Source organism: Mesorhizobium sp. L103C105A0 (assembly GCF_000502215.1).
Taxonomy (GTDB): Bacteria; Pseudomonadota; Alphaproteobacteria; order Rhizobiales; family Rhizobiaceae; genus Mesorhizobium.
In genome coordinates this window covers 68269-90077 of sequence record NZ_AYXF01000006.1, presented here as the reverse complement: position 1 = coordinate 90077, position 21809 = coordinate 68269, and the positions used below count along the sequence as shown (strand labels likewise).

Annotated in this window: 19 protein-coding genes; 15 read left to right on the top strand and 4 right to left on the bottom strand. The window is 63.4% G+C overall.

Going from position 1 to position 21809, the window contains the following annotated elements; genetic code table 11:
* Positions 1–44 precede the first annotated feature (44 nt).
* Positions 45–866 carry a pyruvate, water dikinase regulatory protein gene (locus X727_RS147015; RefSeq protein ID WP_023726727.1) on the bottom strand — a complete coding sequence of 274 codons (822 nt, stop codon included), beginning with the start codon at positions 864–866 and terminating at the stop codon, positions 45–47.
* Between the two features lie 400 nt (positions 867–1266).
* On the opposite strand from X727_RS147015, the gene hemE reads away from it, so the two are divergent.
* The 4 genes from hemE to X727_RS147035 all read left to right on the top strand — a co-directional run bounded on the left by hemE (position 1267) and on the right by X727_RS147035 (position 5363).
* On the top strand, positions 1267–2298 hold the full coding sequence (gene hemE, locus X727_RS147020; RefSeq protein WP_023726726.1) for a uroporphyrinogen decarboxylase: 1032 nt from the start codon (positions 1267–1269) through the stop codon (positions 2296–2298).
* Positions 2298–2840: a protoporphyrinogen oxidase HemJ gene (gene hemJ, locus X727_RS147025; protein WP_023715711.1), complete on the top strand. Its 543-nt coding sequence runs from the start codon at positions 2298–2300 to the stop codon at positions 2838–2840. Before hemE ends, hemJ begins: the two co-directional genes overlap by 1 nt.
* A 163-nt stretch (positions 2841–3003) precedes the next feature.
* Positions 3004–4269: a transcription termination factor Rho gene (gene rho, locus X727_RS147030; protein WP_023672113.1), complete on the top strand. Its 1266-nt coding sequence runs from the start codon at positions 3004–3006 to the stop codon at positions 4267–4269.
* A gap of 167 nt (positions 4270–4436) precedes the next feature.
* Positions 4437–5363 carry an EamA family transporter gene (locus X727_RS147035; RefSeq protein ID WP_023834537.1) on the top strand — a complete coding sequence of 309 codons (927 nt, stop codon included), beginning with the start codon at positions 4437–4439 and terminating at the stop codon, positions 5361–5363.
* A 345-nt stretch (positions 5364–5708) separates the two neighbouring features.
* Here the strand turns inward: X727_RS147035 and X727_RS1000000169075 are convergent, their stop codons facing one another.
* Complete coding sequence (locus X727_RS1000000169075) at positions 5709–5777, bottom strand: DUF255 domain-containing protein (protein WP_084026271.1); 69 nt, start codon at positions 5775–5777, stop codon at positions 5709–5711.
* Between the two features lie 60 nt (positions 5778–5837).
* On the opposite strand from X727_RS1000000169075, the gene mnmE reads away from it, so the two are divergent.
* The 5 genes from mnmE (at position 5838) to X727_RS147060 (ending at position 11808) form a co-directional block, all read left to right on the top strand.
* On the top strand, positions 5838–7160 hold the full coding sequence (mnmE, locus tag X727_RS147040; protein ID WP_023672115.1) for a tRNA uridine-5-carboxymethylaminomethyl(34) synthesis GTPase MnmE: 1323 nt from the start codon (positions 5838–5840) through the stop codon (positions 7158–7160).
* Between the two features lie 330 nt (positions 7161–7490).
* Positions 7491–9365: a tRNA uridine-5-carboxymethylaminomethyl(34) synthesis enzyme MnmG gene (mnmG, locus tag X727_RS147045; RefSeq protein WP_023672116.1), complete on the top strand. Its 1875-nt coding sequence runs from the start codon at positions 7491–7493 to the stop codon at positions 9363–9365.
* On the top strand, positions 9362–9994 hold the full coding sequence (gene rsmG / locus X727_RS147050; RefSeq protein WP_023672117.1) for a 16S rRNA (guanine(527)-N(7))-methyltransferase RsmG: 633 nt from the start codon (positions 9362–9364) through the stop codon (positions 9992–9994). The genes mnmG and rsmG overlap by 4 nt, the downstream gene beginning before the upstream one ends.
* A gap of 65 nt (positions 9995–10059) precedes the next feature.
* Positions 10060–10857, top strand: a complete 798-nt coding sequence (locus X727_RS147055; RefSeq protein ID WP_023672118.1) for a ParA family protein — start codon at positions 10060–10062, stop codon at positions 10855–10857.
* A gap of 60 nt (positions 10858–10917) precedes the next feature.
* A complete protein-coding gene (locus tag X727_RS147060; RefSeq protein WP_023692912.1) occupies positions 10918–11808 on the top strand; it encodes a ParB/RepB/Spo0J family partition protein in 891 nt (296 codons plus the stop codon).
* A gap of 272 nt (positions 11809–12080) precedes the next feature.
* Here X727_RS147060 and holA read toward each other — a convergent pair whose 3' ends face one another.
* Complete coding sequence (holA, locus tag X727_RS147065; protein WP_023728721.1) at positions 12081–13124, bottom strand: DNA polymerase III subunit delta; 1044 nt, start codon at positions 13122–13124, stop codon at positions 12081–12083.
* A 413-nt stretch (positions 13125–13537) separates the two neighbouring features.
* Here holA and X727_RS147070 point away from each other — a divergent pair, with 413 nt between their 5' ends.
* The 5 genes from X727_RS147070 to X727_RS147090 all read left to right on the top strand — a co-directional run bounded on the left by X727_RS147070 (position 13538) and on the right by X727_RS147090 (position 19887).
* On the top strand, positions 13538–14770 hold the full coding sequence (locus X727_RS147070; RefSeq protein ID WP_023687602.1) for a 3-methyl-2-oxobutanoate dehydrogenase (2-methylpropanoyl-transferring) subunit alpha: 1233 nt from the start codon (positions 13538–13540) through the stop codon (positions 14768–14770).
* A gap of 2 nt (positions 14771–14772) precedes the next feature.
* Positions 14773–15786 (top strand): alpha-ketoacid dehydrogenase subunit beta, encoded by a 1014-nt coding sequence (locus X727_RS147075; RefSeq protein WP_023672171.1) that lies wholly within the window; start codon positions 14773–14775, stop codon positions 15784–15786.
* 2 nt (positions 15787–15788) lie between these two features.
* Positions 15789–17189: a dihydrolipoamide acetyltransferase family protein gene (locus X727_RS147080; protein WP_023834536.1), complete on the top strand. Its 1401-nt coding sequence runs from the start codon at positions 15789–15791 to the stop codon at positions 17187–17189.
* Positions 17190–17424: 235 nt separating this feature from the next.
* Entirely contained in the window at positions 17425–18813 is a 1389-nt protein-coding gene (lpdA, locus tag X727_RS147085; protein ID WP_023710314.1) for a dihydrolipoyl dehydrogenase, read from the top strand.
* A gap of 207 nt (positions 18814–19020) precedes the next feature.
* Positions 19021–19887, top strand: a complete 867-nt coding sequence (locus X727_RS147090; protein ID WP_023834535.1) for a glycosyltransferase — start codon at positions 19021–19023, stop codon at positions 19885–19887.
* A 160-nt stretch (positions 19888–20047) separates the two neighbouring features.
* Here X727_RS147090 and X727_RS147095 read toward each other — a convergent pair whose 3' ends face one another.
* Positions 20048–21151: a saccharopine dehydrogenase family protein gene (locus X727_RS147095; RefSeq protein ID WP_023834534.1), complete on the bottom strand. Its 1104-nt coding sequence runs from the start codon at positions 21149–21151 to the stop codon at positions 20048–20050.
* A 150-nt stretch (positions 21152–21301) separates the two neighbouring features.
* Here X727_RS147095 and X727_RS147100 point away from each other — a divergent pair, with 150 nt between their 5' ends.
* Entirely contained in the window at positions 21302–21730 is a 429-nt protein-coding gene (locus tag X727_RS147100; RefSeq protein WP_023834533.1) for an Lrp/AsnC family transcriptional regulator, read from the top strand.
* Positions 21731–21809 lie beyond the last annotated feature (79 nt).

Here is a 21809-nt window from a genome sequence, read left to right as displayed (position 1 = left end):
GTCGATAGTGGTTGATTGGGGCAGGAGGTCGCGTTGCCATCCCATCATCTATTCTTCCCCCGCAGGGCAACAATGGCTGCCGCGGTCTCTTCGATCGAACGGCGGCTGACGTCTATCATCGGCCAATTGTGGCGGGTGCAGATCTGGCGGGCATAGGCGAGCTCTTCGGCGATCGAGGCACGGTCGACATAATCGGTCGCTTCGTAGGTGCTGCTGTTGCCGAGCACGCGGTTCTGCCGGACATGCGAGATGCGTTCGGCGGTGGCGATCAGCCCGACGATCAGCGGCTTGGTGGCAGCGACCAGGCTTTCGGGCACCGGCACGCCGAGCACGATCGGGATGTTGGCGGTCTTGATGCCGCGGTTGGCGAGATAGATGCTGGTCGGCGTCTTCGATGTCCTGGAAATGCCGATCAGCACGACATCGGCGTCGTCCATGTTGAGCGGCAGCTGGCCGTCATCATGCTCCATCGTAAAATTGAGTGCGTCGATACGGTGGAAATAATCGGCATCGAGCACATGCTGGGCGCCGACGCGGCGGCCGGCCGGCGTGCCGAGATAGGACTGGAACACGGTGAGGACCGGCTCCAGCACCGAAACGCAGGGCAGCCCCATGGCGGCGCAGCGCTCGTCAATACCGCGCGCCAGCTTCTGGTCGACGACGGTGTAGAGGATGATGCCCGGTTCCTCTTCTATGTCCTCGAAGACTTTCGCCACCTGCTTTTCGGTGCGGATGAGCGGATAGATATGCTCGATGGCGCGCGCATCCTTGTATTGCGCCGAGGCGGCTCGGCCGGCCGCCAGCAGCGTCTCGCCGGTGGCGTCGGAAATCAGGTGCAGGTGAAAGAAGCTCTGGGGTTTGTTCACAGGGGGCGCCTCAGGCTGTGGGCTTGTGTGGATAAACCGGGGCCGCAAAGGCGACCGGCTGGAGGCGACTGTATCAGAAGGCCAGTTGTCCACAATTCGATGCGCTGTCAGCTTCACTGTGCGGTTGGGGACAAATCTGGGGACGGGCGTTTTTGCCAGCGCTTCATCCACAGAGGCGGTTTTTCAGCGGCTACGCCAAACCATTGACTCCAGTGATGGAATCCTGGTCATCCACACTCATTGCCAATCCCGCGGAAGAAACACGCGACAAAATGCTGGCTGGCCTTTTCCAAGGCAAAGCGGGACAGGTGACAACCACCGATACCAACAGACTCTTAGAATCAGAAGATTCTAGAAATAGACTATTCAATTATAGAGAAGGCAGGGAAGAGAGCGCTCAATGCCCGAGAACCGCATCGTGCTGGACGTGCTGAGAGGCGAGGCAGTGTTTCCGCCGCCGCTCTGGATGATGCGCCAGGCCGGGCGCTATTTGCCGGAGTACCGCGAGACCAGAAAGCGCGCCGGGTCCTTTCTCGATCTTTGCTACAATCCTGATCTGGCTGTCGAAGTGACGCTGCAGCCGATCGAGCGCTTCGGCTTCGATGCCTCGATCCTGTTCTCTGACATTCTGGTCGTGCCGCATGCGCTGGGACGCGATGTCCGCTTCGAGGAGGGCCGCGGGCCGCTGCTGACGCCAATCACTGCAGCTGAGATTTCGGCTCTCAACAGTGAAACGTTTCACGTGAATCTCGAACCGGTCTACGAAACGGTTCGCCGGCTGCGGGCAAGATTGCCTGACGAGACCACGCTGATCGGCTTCTGCGGCGCGCCGTGGACGGTGGCGACCTACATGATCGCTGGCCACGGCACACCCGACCAAGCGCCGGCGCGGCTGTTTGCCTATCGCGAACCGACGGCCTTCAAGCATCTCCTGAAAGTGCTCGCCGATCACTCCGCGGCCTATTTGATCCGCCAGATCGAAGCCGGTGCCGACGTGGTGCAGATTTTCGATTCCTGGTCCGGCGTGCTTGATGATGCGTCTTTCGAGCAGTTCTGCGTGCAACCGGTGGCGGAGATCGTCAGGCAAGTTCGTGCGGTTCATCGCGATGTTCCGATCATAGGCTTTCCCAAGGGCGCCGGCGCCCGCTACGAGACCTATCGTGAGAAGACCGGGGTGACGGGGCTGGGGATCGACTGGACCGTGCCCCTGTCGGCTGCGAACGAACTGCAGCATTCAGGGGCGGTCCAGGGCAATCTCGATCCCTTGCGGCTCGTGGCTGGCGGCAAAGCCCTGTCGGACGGCGTCGATGCGATCCTCAAGGCGCTGGGCGACGGACCGCTGATCTTCAATCTCGGCCATGGCATTACGCCGGAGACGCCGGTGGCGCATGTCGAGGCGATGGTGAAGCAGGTGCGGAGCGCGACACGCTGATGGCTCAATCGGATAATACGGGCGGCAACAGCACTCGTGGGGCGATGATGCGCATGACCATCGGCATCGGAGTGCTGGTTGTTCTCACCGCACTTTTGTTTTTCTTTGCGCCTGAGGGTTTCTATCCCTGGGCGAAGGCAATCCATATCCTGGCCGTCATCTCCTGGATGGCCGGCATGCTCTATCTGCCGCGATTGCTGGTCTACCACGCCGACGCAGAGAAGGGGTCCGTCCAATCGGAGACCTTCAAGGTGATGGAGCGGCGTCTGCTGCGCGGCATCATCAATCCGGCGATGATCGTCACCTGGGTGTTCGGGCTTTGGCTTGCCTGGAAAGTGTTTGGCTTTCACGGCGGCTGGCTGCACGCCAAGATAGGCTTGGTGCTGTTGCTGTCGGGCGTGCATGGCTATCTGGCCGGTGCTGTCAGGAAATTCGCCGAGGACCGCAATGAAAAACCGGCGCGGCACTGGCGAATCGTCAACGAGATCCCCACATTGCTGATGATCGCCATCGTCATCCTGGTTGTCGTCAAGCCGTTCTAGGCCCATTTCGGTCGACAAAACGCAGCTTGCTCTTTCCCCCGACCGACGATAAAAGACGGGTCTTCCTTCCCGTCATGCGCCGCCCTTGATTGCTTTCGGCCGCGCCCGGCATTTATCGCATCCAGCCGATATATTTTCCCCAAAGCAGATTCAGAGTCCGTCTATGCAAGAAATGAAACTCGCAGAGTTCAAGAACAAGAAGCCGCCAGAGCTGATCGCCTATGCCGAATCGCTCGAAGTGGAAAACGCCAGCGTCATGCGCAAGCAGGAACTGATGTTTGCCATCCTGAAGAAACTGGCCGCCCAGGACGTCGAGATCATCGGCGATGGTGTGGTCGAGTTGTTGCAGGACGGTTTCGGCTTCCTGCGCTCAGCCAACGCCAATTATCTCCCGGGTCCCGACGATATCTACATCTCGCCCTCGCAGATCCGCCGCTTCTCCTTGAAGACCGGCGATACCGTCGAAGGGCCGATCCGCAGCCCAAAAGAGGGCGAGCGCTATTTCGCCCTTCTCAAGGTCAACACGATCAATTTCGACGATCCCGAAAAGATCCGTCACAAGATCCATTTCGACAATCTGACGCCGCTCTATCCGACCAAGCGGCTGAAGATGGAGATCGACAATCCGACCGGCAAGGACATCTCGTCGCGGGTGATCGACCTGGTGGCGCCGATCGGCAAGGGACAGCGCGCGCTCATCAACGCGCAGCCGCGTACCGGTAAAACGGTGCTGATGCAGAATATCGCCCACTCGATCACGGCCAATCATCCGGAATGCTATCTGATCGTACTTCTGATCGACGAACGGCCAGAAGAAGTGACCGACATGCAGCGTTCGGTGAAGGGCGAGGTCGTGTCCTCGACCTTTGACGAACCGGCGGTGCGCCACGTCCAGGTCGCCGAAATGGTCATCGAAAAGGCCAAGCGCCTGGTCGAGCATGGCCGCGACGTCGTTATTCTGCTCGATTCGATCACCCGCCTCGGCCGTGCCTACAACACCGTTGTGCCGTCCTCCGGCAAGGTGCTGACCGGCGGTGTCGACGCCAACGCGCTGCAGCGGCCGAAGCGCTTCTTCGGCGCGGCCCGCAACATCGAGGAAGGCGGCTCGCTGACCATCATCGCCACCGCGCTGATCGACACCGGCAGCCGCATGGACGAAGTCATCTTCGAAGAGTTCAAGGGCACCGGCAACTGCGAAATCCAGCTCGACCGCAAGGTCGCCGACAAGCGCATCTACCCGGCCATGGACATTTTGAAGTCCGGCACCCGCAAGGAAGACCTGCTGGTCTCCAAGCAGGATCTGCAGAAGATCTTCGTCCTGCGCCGCATCCTGGCGCCGATGGGAACCACGGATGCGATCGAGTTCCTGATCGACAAGCTGAAGCAGACCAAGACCAACGCCGATTTCTTCGATTCGATGAACACGTAAGCTTCTCGTCGGCCATCGTTTCGCATTGAAGCCCCGTTCCGGGAACTGGGACGGGGTTTTTCATTGCGGGGGCAAACAGGTCGCATTTCCGACAGGGCGTGGCCTTGGGCGGCAATTTCCACAGCTGTCGTCATGCGAGTAATCGCGTCTCGAAGATCGGAAGCCGCATGGAGAAAACAATCCCGACCCTGATCGGCTTCTCGGCCATCCTGACATGGTCCTTCCTGGCGCTGCTTTCGACGGCGGCGGGACCGATTCCGCCCTTTCAGCTGGCGGCGATGACGTTTCTGCTTGGCGGGTTGGTCGGCGCGTCGAGCTGGCTTGTCCGTCCGGCGGCGATCAAGTCGCTGCGCCAGCCGTGGCAGGTCTGGGCGCTCGGCACAGCGGGGCTGTGCATCTACCACTGCGCCTATTTCTTCGCCATCCAGTCGGCGCCGCCGGTCGAGGTCAGCCTGATCGCCTATCTCTGGCCGTTGCTGATCGTCGTCTTTGCCGCCTTCCTGCCTGGAGAAAAGCTGAGGGCCCATCACATTGCCGGCGTCATGCTCGGCCTTGCCGGCGCCATTGTGGTGATCACCAAGGGCGGCACGATCGGACTGGCCAATGGTGTGATGAAGGGGCATGTCATCGCGCTGTTCTGCGCTTTCATCTGGGCCGGCTATTCGGTTTTATCGCGCCGCTTCGGCAAGGTGCCGACCGATGTCGTCGTCGGTTACTGCTTCATCACGGCTGCGGTCGCCTTGGTGCTGCACCTCACCCTTGAGACCACCGTCTGGCCACAGACGGCGACGCAGTGGAGCGCCATCGTCATCTTGGGCGTAATACCGCTAGGCGCGGGCTTTTACGCCTGGGACTATGGCTGCAAGCACGGCGACATCATGATCCTCGGCGCCCTCTCCTATGCCGCGCCCCTCTTCTCGGTCCTCGTGCTTCTGCTGGCAGGCTTTGGTGTGTTTCACTGGTCGGTGGCTGTTGCTTGCATCCTGATCACGGTCGGAGCGGTGGTCGCAGCCAAGGATTTGCTGTTCCGGCCGCAGCCGCTATCCATTGATGTGAAGCCGCTTCCTTCGGCGTTGGACGGAAACACGGGTTGAGCTACCGGCGTCGCAGCAGCGGCTCGGTTCCTACGGATCCGGCGCCACGGGCAGGATAGCCGGTGCATAGCTCCGGTCTGCCGGTTGGCGGCCGGATGCCACTGGCCAATGTTCGATCGATTCGCATGCGTTCCGATCGGGGCGACAATATCGGCGTGACGCGGGTCGGGATTCTGATTCGCAGCCGGAACGAAGCTTGCCTGTCGGGGGCGAAGGATCCAGCTTCACGGCTCGGGGCCAGGCACAAGCGTTAACGATGCGGCCTGCGTAGGGCTTGCTGGCCCGCCCAGAACTGCTTGGCGTCGGAATTAGGACCCGCCTGCTCGCACATGGATGACAAGGCGGCTATACAGATTTGGTAATGTCCGGCCGCTCCTCGCGATCGACCTTGATATTGACGAACAGCCGGTTCATGACGGCCGCATACTGTGGGATTGTCGACCGGACAGCTAGGCGACCGGTGAGAACGGGCAAATGATTTCAGGCGATTCGATTGTTGCGCTGTCCAGCGGCCGCCTGCCTGCCGGCATCGCTGTCATCCGCATCTCCGGACCAAGAACTCGATTCGCTGTCGAAACGGTTGCCGACGGCATGATCAAGGACCGGGTTGCGACCCTGCGCAAGCTCCGAACAGTGGACGGGTCGCTTATCGACAACGGCCTGGTGCTGTTTTTTCCGGGGCCGAACAGTTTTACCGGCGAGGATGTCGCCGAGTTCCACGTCCATGGCGGCCGCGCCGTCGCCAGCAAGATGCTGGAGATCATTGCCGGGTTTGACGGCGTGCGTCATGCGGAACCTGGTGAATTTACGCGCCGGGCTCTTCTCAACGGCAAGCTGGATCTGGTCGAGACGGAGGCGTTGGCCGATCTGGTCAACGCCGAAACCGAAGCGCAGCGGCGCTTTGCCGTGCAGAATGCCGAAGGAGTGCAAAGCGAACTCTATCTTGGCTGGCGCCGTCGGCTGATCCATGCACGGGCGATGATCGAGGCGGAAATCGACTTCGCCGACGAAGACGACGTGCCCGGTTCGGTTTCGGACACGGTTTGGTCCGATGTGCGCGCAATGGTGGGCGAGATCGGCCGGCATGTCGATGGCTTCCATGCCGCCGAGATCATCCGTGACGGGTTTGAGGTTGTCATCCTCGGTGCACCGAACGCCGGCAAATCCAGCCTGTTCAACGCGCTGGCCAGGCGTGAGGCGGCGATTGTTACCGACGAGCCCGGCACGACGCGGGACTTGCTCGAAGTGGTGCTGGATCTCCACGGAGTGCGGGTCAGGGTAACCGACACCGCGGGCCTGCGCGAGTCGCCCGGCAAGATCGAAGCGATCGGTATCGAAAAGGCGCGGGCCAAGGCGCATACGGCTGACCTGGTGCTGTTGCTGGAAGATCTGGCGGACCCTACTGCGATCGGCAACATGCCTGTTGACGCCCCGGCTTTGAGAATCGGCACCAAGGTCGATCTCTTGAAAGGTTCGCCGCGATCAGAGGCGTATGATGCGTTGATATCGACGGTGGACGGCACTGGTTTGGCTGAACTGCTGGCTGAGATCGGCAGGCGCGCCGCGGCTGCTATCGGCGATGCCGGTGACATCCTGCCGTCTCGGTTGCGGCATGTGGAGCTGCTCAATGAGACCAGGCGCTTTCTGATCTCGGCTTTGTCGGGGCAAGAGTGCGGCCAGGAGCTACGGGCGGAGGAGCTGCGTCTTGCGGCGGACCGACTTGGCCGGATTGTCGGCGCGGTGGATGTCGAGGACCTGCTGGACGTGATCTTTTCGCAGTTTTGCATTGGAAAGTGACTCACGTGAAACATGACGGGGCGCTGGTATGAGTGACTCACGTGAAACATAGGGGCCGCCCAAGTGCGTTTCACGTGAAACGAGACGGTTGGCAAAAGGGCAAGTGGCCGAAAGCCTGCACCGCCCCTCATTGTCCCCGTTCATGGGGAGAAGATGCCGGAAGATAGATAAGGGGCAGCGCCAAACGAGGCTTCGCCGCTTCCATGACTCACGTGAAACACCTCTGCGGCTTTCAGCACTCCGGTCCACGTGAACGAATCAACCTGCAATCCTTGACAGCGTCCTCTCGTGGGGACATGTGTCGGGAAATCTCTGAATCTGGAAGGGACAATGATCGATCACTATGACGTGGTTGTGGTAGGCGGTGGCCATGCCGGGTGCGAGGCTGCGAGCGCTGCCGCGCGCGCCGGCGCCAGGACCGCGCTGGTGACGCTGCGCTTCGACACGATCGGTGTCATGTCCTGCAATCCAGCGATCGGCGGCCTCGGGAAGGGCCATCTGGTGCGTGAGATCGACGCCATGGACGGGCTGATGGGCCGCATCGCCGATGCTGCCGGCATCCAATTCCGCCTGCTCAATCGCCGCAAAGGCCCTGCCGTGCGCGGGCCGCGCACGCAGGCCGACCGCAAGCTGTATCGGCTGGCCATGCAGGAAGCGATTCGGCAGCAGAACGGTCTCGACGTCGTCGAAGGCGAGGTTCTGGACTTCGACATCGTGGATGGACGGGTCGCCGCTGTGCGCCTGGCCGGCGGGCGCCGGTTGGCGTGCGGCGCCGTGGTGCTGACCACCGGCACCTTTCTTCGCGGCCTCATCCACATTGGCGACAGGAAGATTGTCGCCGGGCGGATGAACGAGCAGGCGAGCCTTGGCCTGTCGGCGACGATGAGCCGCGCCGGTTTCGCGCTTGGACGGCTGAAGACCGGCACGCCGCCGCGGCTCGATGGCCGCACCATCGACTGGGCGTCGCTGGAAAGCCAGGCGGCCGACGAACATCCAGTGCCGTTCTCGCTGCTCACCGACACAATCAAGAATCCGCAAATCCATTGCGGTATTACGCGTACGACGCCGGCGACGCACGCGCTGATCCGCGCCAATCTCGGCCGCTCGGCCATGTATTCCGGCTCGATCGAAGGCGTAGGTCCACGTTACTGCCCGTCGATCGAAGACAAGATCGTCAAGTTCGGCGATCGAGAAGGTCATCAGATATTCCTGGAGCCGGAAGGGCTGGACGATGACACCGTCTACCCCAATGGCATCTCGACCTCCCTGCCCGAAGACGTCCAGCTCGACATTCTGAAGACGATCCCGGGCCTGGAACGCGCGACCATGCTGCAGCCCGGCTACGCCATCGAATACGACCATGTCGATCCGCGCGAGTTGGAGCCGACGCTTGAGACCAAACGTATTGCGGGGCTTTTCCTCGCCGGTCAGATCAACGGCACCACCGGTTATGAAGAAGCCGGAGCGCAGGGCCTGCTCGCCGGGCTCAACGCCGCGCGCAAGGCGGCGGCCGACGACCAAATCGTGCTCAGCCGCACCGAAGCCTATATCGGTGTGATGGTCGACGACCTCACCAGCCGCGGCATTGCCGAGCCCTACCGCATGTTCACTTCGCGGGCGGAGTTTCGCCTATCGCTGCGCGCCGACAATGCCGATGAAAGGCTTACGCCTCTGGCAAATCGGCTGGGTATCGTGTCGCCGGAGCGAACGCGGCGGTTCAATCAAGTCACACAGGATCTTGATAGGGCGCGCGAACTCGCAGCTGCGACAACGATGACGCCCAACGAAGCAGCGCGGCATGGGCTGGAGATCAACAGGGACGGCGTGCGCCGCTCCGCCTACGAATTGCTCGCTTATCCCGGCGTCAATATAGCTTGGCTGGCCCGTGTTGCGCCGGCCTTTGGCGCAATCGACGTCAAAACCTCTGAGCGGCTCGAAACGGAAGCGAAATATTCGGTTTACCTCGATCGCCAGCAGGCAGATGTCGCACAAATCCGCCACGAGGAAAGCCGGCTGATCCCGGCGTCGGTGGATTTCGCCGATGTTCCTGGCCTGTCCAATGAGCTGAAGCAGAAGATGCTAGCGCGTCAGCCCCGGTCGATCGCTGACGCGCAGCGTATGGAAGGCATGACGCCGGCGGCGCTGGCCATCATCGTCGCGCACGTTCGCAACGCCGAATCGGCCGCCCAAAGGGCCGTTGCGTGAGCGCTGCCTCATGGGCGAGCCTGCAAGAGGCTGCGGGACCGGTTTCACGTGAAACATTCGATCGCCTGGTGGCGTTCGAAAAGCTGTTCCTGAAATGGAACCGAAGCATCAATCTGGCCGCGCCGTCGACGCTGGACGATGTCTGGGGCCGCCACATTCTGGATAGCGCGCAACTGGCGCGAATCGCCCCGCAGGCCAAACACTGGGCCGATCTCGGTTCGGGCGGCGGTTTTCCGGGCCTGGTGCTGGCTTTCCTGCTGGTCGAGCGCGACGGCGCATCGATCGATCTGGTCGAGAGCAACCGCAAGAAAGCGTCCTTTCTGCAAGCGATGATAGGCCAGTTCGGTTTGCCGGCGCGGGTTGTCGCGCGGCGCATCGACGACAGCTATGCGCTTGTTTCCGCACCGGAAATCATCACGGCGCGGGCGCTGGCCGCGCTGCCGGCGCTGCTCGATCTGTCGGCGCCGTGGCTGACCAAGGGATCGCGGGCGCTGTTCCACAAAGGCCGGGATTACCGCTCCGAGGTGGAAGAAAGCACTCACCGCTGGGCTTTCGATCTGGTAGAACATCCGAGCATGACCGACGCCCATGGCGTCATCCTCGAAGTGACCGATCTGCAGACTGCGTAAGCTCTCCTTCGCAACCTTGGCGACGCAATGAATACCTGGCCCACATGAATACCTGGCACAGACCCATGAAAACCGGACCTCGCATCATCACCGTCGCCAACCAGAAGGGCGGCGTCGGCAAGACAACCACCGCCATCAATTTGGCCACGGCGCTGGCCGCGATCGGCGAAAAGGTGCTGATCGTCGATCTCGACCCGCAAGGCAATGCCTCGACGGGTCTCGGTATCGACCGCAAGGACCGCACCGTCTCCTCGTACGATGTGCTGACCGGCGAACTGGGCCTGGAAGAGGCGGCCATTCCAACGGCGGTGCCCGGCCTGTCGATCGTGCCGTCGACGCTCGATCTGCTCGGCATCGAGATGGAAATCGCCTCGGCGCCGGATCGCGTGCTTAAGCTGCGCAACGCGCTGCGCGCCGCCACCGAGCGCGGTGCGCCGTTCGGCTATGTGCTGATCGACTGCCCGCCCTCGCTCAACCTTTTGACTTTGAATTCAATGGCGGCAGCCGATTCTGTTCTTGTGCCGCTGCAGTGCGAGTTCTTCGCGCTGGAAGGGCTAAGCCAACTCCTGGAAACGGTGGAGCAGGTGCGCCGTTCGATCAATCCGGACTTGATCATCCAGGGCATCGTGCTGACCATGTATGACGGCCGCAACAACCTCGCCAACCAGGTGGTTCAGGACGTGCGGGCACATATGGGCGACAAGGTCTACGAGACCATCATTCCTAGGAATGTGCGAGTGTCCGAGGCGCCCTCCTATGGCAAGCCGGCGATCCTCTACGACCTGAAATGCTCCGGCAGCCAGGCCTATCTGCAATTGGCATCCGAAGTGATCCGCCGCGAGCGAAAATTGCGCGCTGCATGATTAGGCAGGGTCGATAAACAAAGCGATCCGGCACGAAACGATCAAGAATCTGGAATTGAGATGAGCGAAGACCTTTCGAGAAAGAGACTGGGGCGTGGACTGGCGGCGCTGATCGGGGAGATCGACCGCCCGGTGGCAGCGGCCGAAAAGCCAGGCCTGAATGCCGACGGCAAGGTGCCGATCGAGTTTCTGAGCCCGAACCCGAAAAACCCGCGCCGGCATTTCGGCGACGCCGATCTGACGGATCTCGCGCAATCGATTCGCGAACATGGCGTCGTGCAGCCGGTGGTGGCGCGGCCTTCGCCGACGCAGGCCGGGCGCTACGAGATCATCGCCGGCGAGCGGCGCTGGCGGGCGGCGCAGCGCGCCGGGCTGACCGAGATCCCGATCATCGTGCGCGACGTCAACGACCGCACAGCGCTGGAACTGGCGATCATAGAAAACGTCCAGCGCACCGATCTCAACCCGGTCGAGGAGGCGCTCGGCTACCAGCAGTTGATCGACGACCACGGCTACACACAGGCCGACCTCGGCAATGTCATCGGCAAGAGCCGCAGCCACGTCGCCAACACGCTCAGGCTGTTGAAGCTGCCCGACGTAATCCGCGACATGCTGGTCGACGGCGTGCTGTCGGCCGGCCATGCCCGGACGCTGGTGACGGCGCAGGATCCCGCCGGGCTAGCCAAGCAGATCGTCGAAGAAGGGCTTTCGGTGCGCCAGGCTGAGGCGCTGGCGCAGATGCCGGCGGGCGGCACGCCGCCCAAGGCAAAACCAGCACACGGCGCATCGGGCAAGGATGCCGACACGCTGGCGCTGGAAAGGCTGATGACCAACACGATCGGCATGATCGTGACCATCGAGCACAAGGGCAAAGGCGGCGCGATCCGCGTGGACTACCGCAGTCTGGAGCAGCTCGACGAGCTATGCCGGCGGTTGAAGGATGAGCGGTAGAGGGTTGGGGTTGCGCCATATTTAGCCGGCGAATGAAGTTCTGGCTTAGGATGAAGAAAGGGCTTGGCGGTTGCCGGCCCTTCTTTTTATTGGCGATTGCCGAAGGGATCGAACTGCTGATCTCCCCCCTTGAGGGGGAGATGGCCGGCAGGCCAGAAGGGTCGTCTCCCATCAAGCGCCGACCTCGTTCGTCGTTGCGAAAGGCGCCAGCGCTCCACGCGCCGCGACCCCCTCTGTCGCCTTTGGCGACATCTCCCCCTCAAGGGGGGAGATCACCGCTGCGCCAGCCTCGCGCTCTCCACCGCAATGCCGAGCAGCGCCTGCCGCGCCAGCGCTTCCGACAAATCCGGCCTGCGCCTGGTCTGCAGCACGGCCGATTGCAGCCGGTTCAGCGCGCGGCTGAGCGCCTCGACGTTCCAGCGCTCCAGCGCCTTCTCCACCAGCTTGCGCCGCGAGAAAAACACCGGCGGACGGGCGCCGGCCACTGCCGAGGCGGCGTTGCGGCCGGCGGTGTCCATCTGGCCGCGCATGACCTGAAGCTGCTGCAGCTGCCGCATCGCCGAGGACAGTACCAGGAAAGGATGGCCGCCGGACAGGCAGTGGCGGGTGAAGGCGGTGTCGAAGTCACCGATCTTGCCTTCCAGCACAGCATCGACCGCGTCGTCGAAGGAGGCGCCGGAAACGTCGCCGGACATCGCCCTGACGTCATCGAGGCCAATGTCCTTCTGGCCGTGGGCGTAAAGCACCAGCTTTTCGATTTCACCGCGCGAGGCCAGCCGGTCGCCGCCGAGATTGCGGCGCAGCGCCTGGCGCGCATCGAGCGCCATCGACATGCCGGCCTTGCGCAACTCGTCGTCGATGACGCTGTCGATGTCGCGCGCTTCATCGGCATAACAAGGCAGCGCCATGGCGTTGTCGGCCGCCTCGACCACGGCGCGCAGCCCGACGCCTTTTTTCAGGTCGCCGGCCTCGATGAGAATGATCGCGTCGCGCGCGGGCTCCGCGGTCAGCGCCTTGACGTCCTCAGCCAGCGGCTTCTGGCCGCTGGCGTTGCGCACCCACAGAAGCCGCCGGTCGGAGAACATCGGCACGGTCCGGGCTTCGTCGAGCAGCCGGCCCTGGTCGCGATCGACCTCCGCGCCGTCGAGCCGTACGACGGAAAACGGATCGTCGAGCGGCAGGCCAGTTTTCGCGGCAAAGGTTTTGGCCCGCTCGGCGACCAAGCCGCGGTCGGGTCCGTAAAGCAGGACGATCGATATGCGCGCTTCCGGCTTCGCCAGCCACGAATCGACTTCGTATCCTTTTTTCTGCGCCATTAGCGTTGGTTAGCATGGGGAGAGGGCGGAGTGAACGGAGAAGCGGTCTTCCCTTCTCCCCTTGTGGGAGAAGGTGTCGCCGAAGGCGACGGATGAGGGGTGTTCCAGAAGGCACCAACGTCTCACTCCGCTGGAACACCCCTCATCCGTCTTGCCGCTTCGCGGCAATCCACCTTCTCCCACAAGGGGAGAAGGTCAGTCGCGCTCGTATCTGGCGGCAATCGCCCGCAATCTTGCGCCAAATTGCGCCCCGCCTCAAAACATCGACAAGAAATTTCGCGGCCATATCTGCATCTTGCGGTCGCTTGACGGCCGAGATGCCGGGTTGGGTTCGAGGCCCGATGAATTGGCGCTGTGCCGGCCGCGCGGATGTGCAAATATCCACCACCGGGCAACATGGGAGGACGATGGTCATGACCGATGCTGGGATGTTGCGGTTTCATGTGCCGGAGCCGGAAGTGCGGCCGGGCGGAACGCCCGACTTCTCCAACGTGCCTATCCCCAAGGCGGGCTCGGTGCCGCGACCGGACATCGATGTCGATCCGCGCACCATCCGCGACATGGCGTTTTCGATCATCCGCGTGCTCAACCGCACCGGTGAGGCGGTCGGGCCGTGGGCCGGGCTGCTCACCGACGAGGAGCTGCTCGAGGGGTTGCGCCACATGATGACGCTGCGCAGCTTCGATGCGCGCATGCAGATGGCGCAGCGCCAGGGCAAGACCTCGTTCTACATGCAGCATCTGGGCGAAGAGGCGGTGAGCTGCGCTTTCCGCAAGGCGCTGGCGCCAGGCGACATGAATTTCCCGACCTATCGGCAAGCCGGCCTGCTCATCGCCGACGGCTATCCGATGGTCACGATGATGAACCAGATCTATTCCAACGAGGCCGATCCGCTCAAAGGGCGGCAGCTGCCGATCATGTATTCGTCGAAGGAGCATGGCTTCTTCTCGATCTCCGGCAATCTGGCGACGCAATACATCCAGGCGGTCGGCTGGGCGATGGCTTCCGCTATCAGCAACGATTCGAAAATCGCGGCGGCGTGGATCGGCGACGGCTCGACGGCCGAATCCGATTTCCATTCCGCACTGGTGTTCGCCTCGACGTACAAGGCGCCGGTCATCCTCAACGTCGTCAACAACCAGTGGGCGATCTCGACGTTTCAAGGAATTGCGCGTGGCGGCTCCGGCACCTTTGCCGCGCGCGGCCTCGGCTTCGGCATTCCGGCGCTGCGCGTCGACGGCAATGATTATCTCGCCGTGCATGCCGTGGCCAAATGGGCGGCGGAGCGGGCGCGGCAGAATCTCGGGCCGACGCTGATCGAATATGTCACCTACCGTGCCGGCGCGCATTCGAGCTCGGACGATCCGTCGGCCTATCGGCCGAAGACGGAATCCGACGCCTGGCCGCTCGGCGATCCGGTGATGCGGCTGAAGAACCATCTGATCCAACGCGGCGTCTGGTCGGACGAGCGTCACGCCCAGGCCGAAGCGGAAATCCTCGAGACGGTGATCGCGGCGCAGAAGGAAGCTGAAGGCCACGGCACGCTGCATGCCGGCGGCAAGCCGTCGACGCGCGAGATGTTCGAGGGCGTGTTTGCCGAGATGCCGCCGCATCTCAGGCGCCAGCGCCAGCAGGCGGGAGTCTGACCATGCCGAGACGGACCATGATCGAGGCGATCCGCGACGCCATGGACGTGTCGATGGCGCGCGACGAACGCGTCATCGTCTATGGCGAGGATGTCGGCTTCTTCGGGGGTGTCTTCCGCTGCACGGCAGGCCTGCAAGCGAAGTACGGCAAGACCCGCTGCTTCGATGCGCCGATCAACGAATCCGGCATTGTCGGCTCCGCCATCGGCATGGCCGCCTATGGGCTGAAGCCATGCGTGGAAATTCAGTTTGCCGACTACATGTACCCGGCTTACGACCAGCTGACGCAGGAAGCAGCACGCCTGCGCTACCGCTCGAACGGCGATTTCACCTGTCCGATCGTGGTCCGCATGCCGACCGGCGGCGGCATCTTTGGCGGCCAGACGCACAGCCAGAGCCCGGAAGCGCTGTTCACCCATGTGTCGGGGCTGAAGACGGTGGTGCCGTCCAATCCTCATGATGCCAAGGGGCTGCTGATCGCGGCGATCGAGGATCCCGATCCGGTGATTTTTCTGGAGCCGAAGCGGCTCTATAACGGACCGTTCGATGGCCATCACGACCGACCGGTGACGCCATGGTCGAAGCATGAACTGGGCGAGGTCGCCGACGGCCATTACACGGTGCCGCTCGGCAAGGCGGCGATCCGCCGGGCGGGCTCGGCCGTCACCGTGCTCGCCTACGGCACCATGGTCTATGTCGCGCAGGCGGCCGTGGAAGAAACCGGCATCGATGCCGAGATCATCGATTTGCGGACCCTGCTGCCGCTCGATCTCGACGCGATAGTCGCTTCGGTGAAGAAGACCGGACGCTGCGTCGTCGTGCACGAGGCGACACTGACCTCCGGCTTCGGCGCCGAGCTGTCGGCGCTGGTGCAGGAAAATTGTTTCTACCATCTGGAAGCGCCGGTGGCGCGCGTCACCGGTTGGGACACGCCCTACCCGCATGCGCAGGAATGGGATTATTTCCCGGGGCCGGCCCGTGTCGGCCGCGCGCTTCTCGAAACCATGGGAGCCTAGGGATGGGCGAACACATCATCAAGCTGCCGGATGTCGGTGAAGGCGTCGCCGAGGCCGAACTTGTGGAGTGGCACGTCAAGGTCGGCGACCTCGTGCGCGAGGACTCGGTGCTTGCCGCCGTGATGACCGACAAGGCGACGGTGGAAATACCTTCGCCGGTCGATGGCGAGATTCTGTGGCTGGGCGCCGAGATCGGCGACACGGTGGCGATCGGCTCGCCGATCGTGCGGCTGAAGGTGGCGGGTGAAGGCAATGTGAAGGATGCGCTGCCGGGCGAGGCCAGCGCCAAGAGCACCCCCACCCCTGCCGAGGCGAGCCACGGGTCTCGCCCGTCCTCCGGACCCCCACAAGAGGGAGGCGTTTCGGCCACGAAATCCGACGCCAAGTCGCCACCACCTGCACCAGCAGCCAAAAGCGCACGGGCAGCTGAGACTGAATCCCCCTCCCCCTTGTGGGGAGGGGCCAGGGGCGGGGGTACTGCGCCGACATCTAAAGGTGCGGCACCCTCCGGCGCGCCGCGCCCGGAGGGCGAAAAGCCCCTGGCGTCGCCCGCCATCCGGCTCAGGGCGAAGGAGGCGGGGATCGATCTGCGCCAGGTGTCGGGTACCGGCCCTGCCGGCCGCATCAGCCACGAAGATATCGAGGCATTCCTGGCACGCGGACCGCAGGTAGCGAAGGCGTCGGGTCTGGCGCGCAATGACAGCGTCGAGGATATCAAGGTCATCGGACTGCGGCGCAAGATCGCCGAAAAAATGTCGCTGGCGAAGTCACGCATCCCGCACATCACCTATGTCGAGGAGATCGACGTCACAGCACTCGAGGAGTTGCGCGCGGCGCTCAACAAGGAAAAGCGCAAGGGTGTGGAGAGGCCGAAGCTGACGCTGCTGCCGTTCCTGATGCGGGCGATGGTCAAGGCGATTGCCGACCAGCCCAACATCAACGCGCTGTTCGACGACGAGGCCGGCATCATCCATCAGCATGGCGGCGTCCATATCGGCATTGCCGCGCAGACGCCGTCGGGCCTGGTGGTGCCGGTGGTCAAGCACGCCGAGGCGCGCGACCTCTGGGATTGCGCGGCCGAGCTCAACCGCCTGGCCGAAGCGGCGAAGTCCGGCACGGCCAGCCGCGACGAGCTGTCGGGATCGACCATCACCATTACCTCGCTCGGCGCCATGGGCGGCGTGGCGACGACGCCGGTCATCAATCATCCTGAGGTGGCGATCGTCGGCGTCAACAAGATGATGGTGCGGCCGGTCTGGGACGGCACCAAGTTCATCCCGCGCAAGATGATGAACCTGTCGTCGAGCTTCGATCACCGGGTGGTCGACGGCTGGGATGCGGCGGTGTTTGTGCAGCGGATCAAGGCGCTGATTGAGACGCCAGCGCTGATATTTGTGGATTGAGGGGCGGAACGACCGAGATGACGGCGGGACAGCGCCCCCCTCTGCCTTACCAGGCATCTCCCCCACAAGGGGGGAGATTGGACGTCACGCAGGGTTTCGCCAATCTCCATCGTTGCAGGAATGAGCGAAGCGAAGAAGCTGCTGATCTCCCCCCTCGTGGGGGAGATGTCCGGCAGGACAGAGGGGGGCGCGAAGGATCGCGACGGAACATTCCCTCGCATCAAAGGGTCACGCCATGAAAGAAATCTCCTGCAAGCTGCTGGTCATCGGCGCCGGGCCCGGCGGCTACGTCTGCGCTATCCGTGCCGGCCAGCTCGGCATCGATACTGTGATCGTTGAAGCCGGCAAACCGGGCGGCACCTGTCTCAATGTCGGCTGCATCCCGTCCAAGGCGATGATCCATGCGGCGGAAGAGTTCGAGAAGGTCGCGCATATGGCCGGCGGCAGCAGTCCGCTCGGCATCTCGGTAGCAGCGCCCGTGCTCGATCTCGGCAAGACGGTTGCGTGGAAGGACGGCATTGTTAGCCGGCTGACCGGGGGCGTTGCCGGGCTACTGAAGAAGGCCAAGGTCAAGACCGTCTATGGCTGGGCGACGTTCCGCGACGGCAAGACCGTCGCGGTCGAGACCGAGACCGGCACCCAGATCATCCGCGCCGAAACGGTTGTGATCGCCACCGGCTCGGCGACGGTGGAACTGCCGTTCCTGCCGTTCGGCGGCCCGGTGATTTCATCCACAGAAGCGCTGGCTCTCGGCGAGGTGCCGAAAAAGCTCGCCGTGGTCGGCGGCGGCTATATCGGGCTGGAACTCGGCATGGCGTTCGCCAAAATGGGCGCCGCGGTGACCGTGGTCGAGGCGCTGCCGCGCGTGCTGGCGCAGTATGATGCGGAACTGACCCGGCCGGTGGTGAAACGGCTGGCCCAGATCGGCGTCGAGGTGATGCTTGGCGCCAAGGCCAAGGGGGTCAAGGGCGACGCGCTGCTGGTCGAGACCGCGGACGGCAAGAGCACCAAAATCGCGGCAGACAAGATCCTGGTCACGGTCGGCCGCAAGCCGGTGACGGAGGGCTGGGGCCTCGATCAGATCGATCTCGACGTGGCCGGCAAGTTCATCAAGATCGACGACCAGTGCCGCAGCTCGATGCGCGGCATCTATGCCATTGGCGACGTCACCGGCGAGCCGATGCTGGCGCACCGGGCGATGGCGCAAGGCGAAATGGTGGCCGAGATCGTCGCCGGCCACAAGCGCAGCTGGGACAAGCGCTCGATCCCGGCCGTCTGCTTCACCGATCCGGAGCTGGTGACGGCAGGGCTAACGCCGGAGGAGGCGAAGGCTTCAGGCGAAATCAAGATCGGCCAGTTCCCCTTCGCCGCCAACGGCCGGGCGATGACGAAACTCGGCGAGGACGGGTTTGTTCGTGTTGTCGCCCGCGCGGACAACCATCTGGTGCTGGGCATCCAGGCGGTCGGGCAAGGCGTGTCGGAACTGGCGGCGGCGTTCGGCCTGGCGCTGGAAATGGGCGCGCGGCTGGAGGATATCGCCGGGACCATCCATGCGCATCCGACGCAAGGCGAAGGCTTCCAGGAAGCGGCGCTGAAGGCGCTGGGCCACGCGCTGCATATTTGAAGTGCGCTTACCCTCCCCCTTGTGGGGAAGGGTCGATCCGCGTAGCGGAGCGGGGTGGGGGTCCTCGCCGACCGTCAGCGCTCACCCCCACCCCGTCTCGCCATCTCCGCTTCGCTCCGACCGCGAGCCGACCCTCCCAACAAGGGGGAGGGTGGCCGCTCAGCCGTTGGTTGTCGCAGATCAGCGGAATGTACTAAGTGTCGGTCCATGGACACCGGCCTGAAGAAATACATCGCCATACGCTACAACATCGCCGCTGGCTTCAAGCCAAGCCAGTGGGACGGAAAGGGCCGCGCCAATCTCGACCCGGTCTGGCTGGTCGAGCGCCTGGCGTTGTTCGACACCTATTGCGCGTCGTCGCTCGAAGGCCAGTCGCTGAAGGATTTTACCGTCCTTGTGGCGTTCGATGCCGATACGCACGAGAACTATATTCGCACCGTGTGCAGCTGCGTGGCCGGTGTCGACGTCAGGCCGATCCTTGTCGAGGCCGGCGAGGATTACAATGATCGCTTCAATGCCTTCGTCCAGGCCGATACCGATGCCGACTATGTTTCGCTCACGCGGCTCGACAGCGACGACGCGCTGGCGCCGACCTTCATGGAGCGCGTCGAGCACTACGCGCGCCGGGAGATCGAAAAGCGTGTGGTGGACCTGCAGCCGCTCTACATTGCCTTTCCGGACGGCCAGAATTTCGACACGGCAAGCGGACGCTACACGCACCACGACTATGTCACGTCGGCGTTCGGCACGCTGGTCGAAAGGAGATCGCCGGCGATGAGCGGCGTCTACAGCGAGCACCACGCAAAAATGGCGACGCGCTTCAACACCGTCGTGGCGGCATCGAAGGGCGCGCAATGGTGCATCGTCATCCATGACAACAACGCCGCCAACGTGTTGAGGGGGAAGCCGGTCTCGGGGCCCTCCTTCACGGTGGGCCGACCGGGTGTCGAACCCAAGGTGCCAGCGCGAAGGCAAAGCGCGCCACGACAGGCGACGCAGCCCCGCATGGCGCCGCGGACCGCAGGCAACTTCATCCGGTTTCTGCTCGGACGACCGATGGCTCTGCGGAAGTAGCGGGCGCTTCACCCTCCCCCTTGTGGGGAGGGTCGATCGCGGAGCGGAGCGGGGTGGGGGTCCTCGCCAACCGTCGGCGCTCACCCCCACCCCGTCTCGCCATCTCCGCTTCGCTCCGATTGCGCGCCGACCCTCCCCACAAGGGGGAGGGTGAAGTAGCTCAGCTTGCGAGCCGGCTCACCATCTCGTGCTGGGCATAAGCGCGCCCAAAACGATTGGCGAGAAACGCATCAAGCGCGATGTCTTCCTGCTTGACGAAACCGGTCGCCGGCAAGGTGCCGTCGGCCAGCATGTCGAGCACGGCGCAGATGCCGGACGCGGTGGTGATCTGGATTGCGCTGCGCACCTGGTTGCCGATGCGCTGCGAATAGATCTTGTTGGCGTAGGTTTCCTGCAGCAGGCGGCCATTGCGGCGGCCCGAGACGGTGACGAAGACGATGACCACGTCCTGCAGCGTTGCCGGCAGGGCGCTCTCGAAGATATCCTTCAGTACGTCGCGGCGGTGGCGCAGGCCGAGGTCGTTGAGCAGCGCCTTCATGATCGCCGCGTGGCCGGGATAGCGGATGGTGCGGTAGTTCAGCGTGCGCACCTTGCCCTTCAGCGTCTCGGCCAGCGTGCCGAGACCGCCGGAGGTGTTGAAGGCCTCATAGGTGACGCCGTCGAGCGAGAACTCTTCGCGCTCCTCCAGCGGCGGCACCTCGATCAGCTCGCCCTCGACGATCGCCTCGCAGGGTTCGCAATATTCGTTGATGACGCCGTCGGTGCTCCAGGTCAGATTGTAGTTCAGCGCATTGGACGGGTATTGCGGCAGCGCGCCGACGCGCATGCGAACGCTTTCCAGCGTGTCGAAGCGGCTGGCGAGATCGTTGGCGACGATCGAGATGAAGCCCGGCGCCAGGCCGCATTGCGGGATGAAAGCGCTCTCGCCCGATTTGGCCAGCTCCTTGACGCGGCGGGTGGAGACGACATCCTCGGTCAAATCGAGATAGTGCACGCCGGTGGCGGCGGCCGCTTCGGCGATGCGCGTGGTCAAATGGAAGGGGGCGGCGCTCAGCACGGCGAAGGCGCCGGCAAGGGCGGCCTCGAGTGCGCCCGGCGCTGCGATATCGAGCTCCAGCCCCTCGACGCCGGCGGGAAGTTCGGCCGCGGCAAGCTGCGCCGCCGCGCGGTCGACAACGGTGACGTGGTAGTCGCCGCTGTCGGCGAGCATGCCTGCAATGGTGGAGCCGATCTTGCCGGCGCCGACGACGATGATTTTCTTCATGACCTTGCCCCTCGTGAAAACTCTTTGGCCCAAACTGCCGCGCGGTGGACGCTATGCCTTCAAGAATCGCAGCTTGCCTGCCGAAAGGAAGCGTGAAACTGTTCGAAACGAACCCCACAATTGATCAATACGCCGACAAGGCTCGTCGAAATGCTCAGTGACGCCGAACAAAAACTGCTTTCCCTGCTGCGCGCCAATGCCCGCGCGTCGACCACTGAGCTGGCGCGCAAGCTCGGCGTTTCGCGCACGACGGTGCAGAGCCGGATCGAGCGGCTGGAACAGCGCGGCATCATCACCGGCTATGGCGTGCGGATGGCGCCGGACTACGAGCAGGGGCTGGTGCGGGCGCATGTGCTGCTCACCGTTACGCCCAAGCTCGCCGACAAGGTGGTGCGGGCGCTGCAGGCGCTGCCGCCGGTACGGACGCTGCACTCGGTGAGCGGCAATTTCGACATGATCGTCATCGTCGACGCGCCGTCGATCAGGGATCTGGATGCGTTGCTGGACGAGATCGGGGCGATGGACGGGGTCGAGCGGACGTCGTCGTCGATTATTTTGTCGACACGGATCGATCGGTAGGTGGAACGCATGAGCCGCTAATCTCCCCCGTGCGGGGGAGATGGCCGGCAGGCCAGAGGGGGTCGGTTCGACTGGGCTC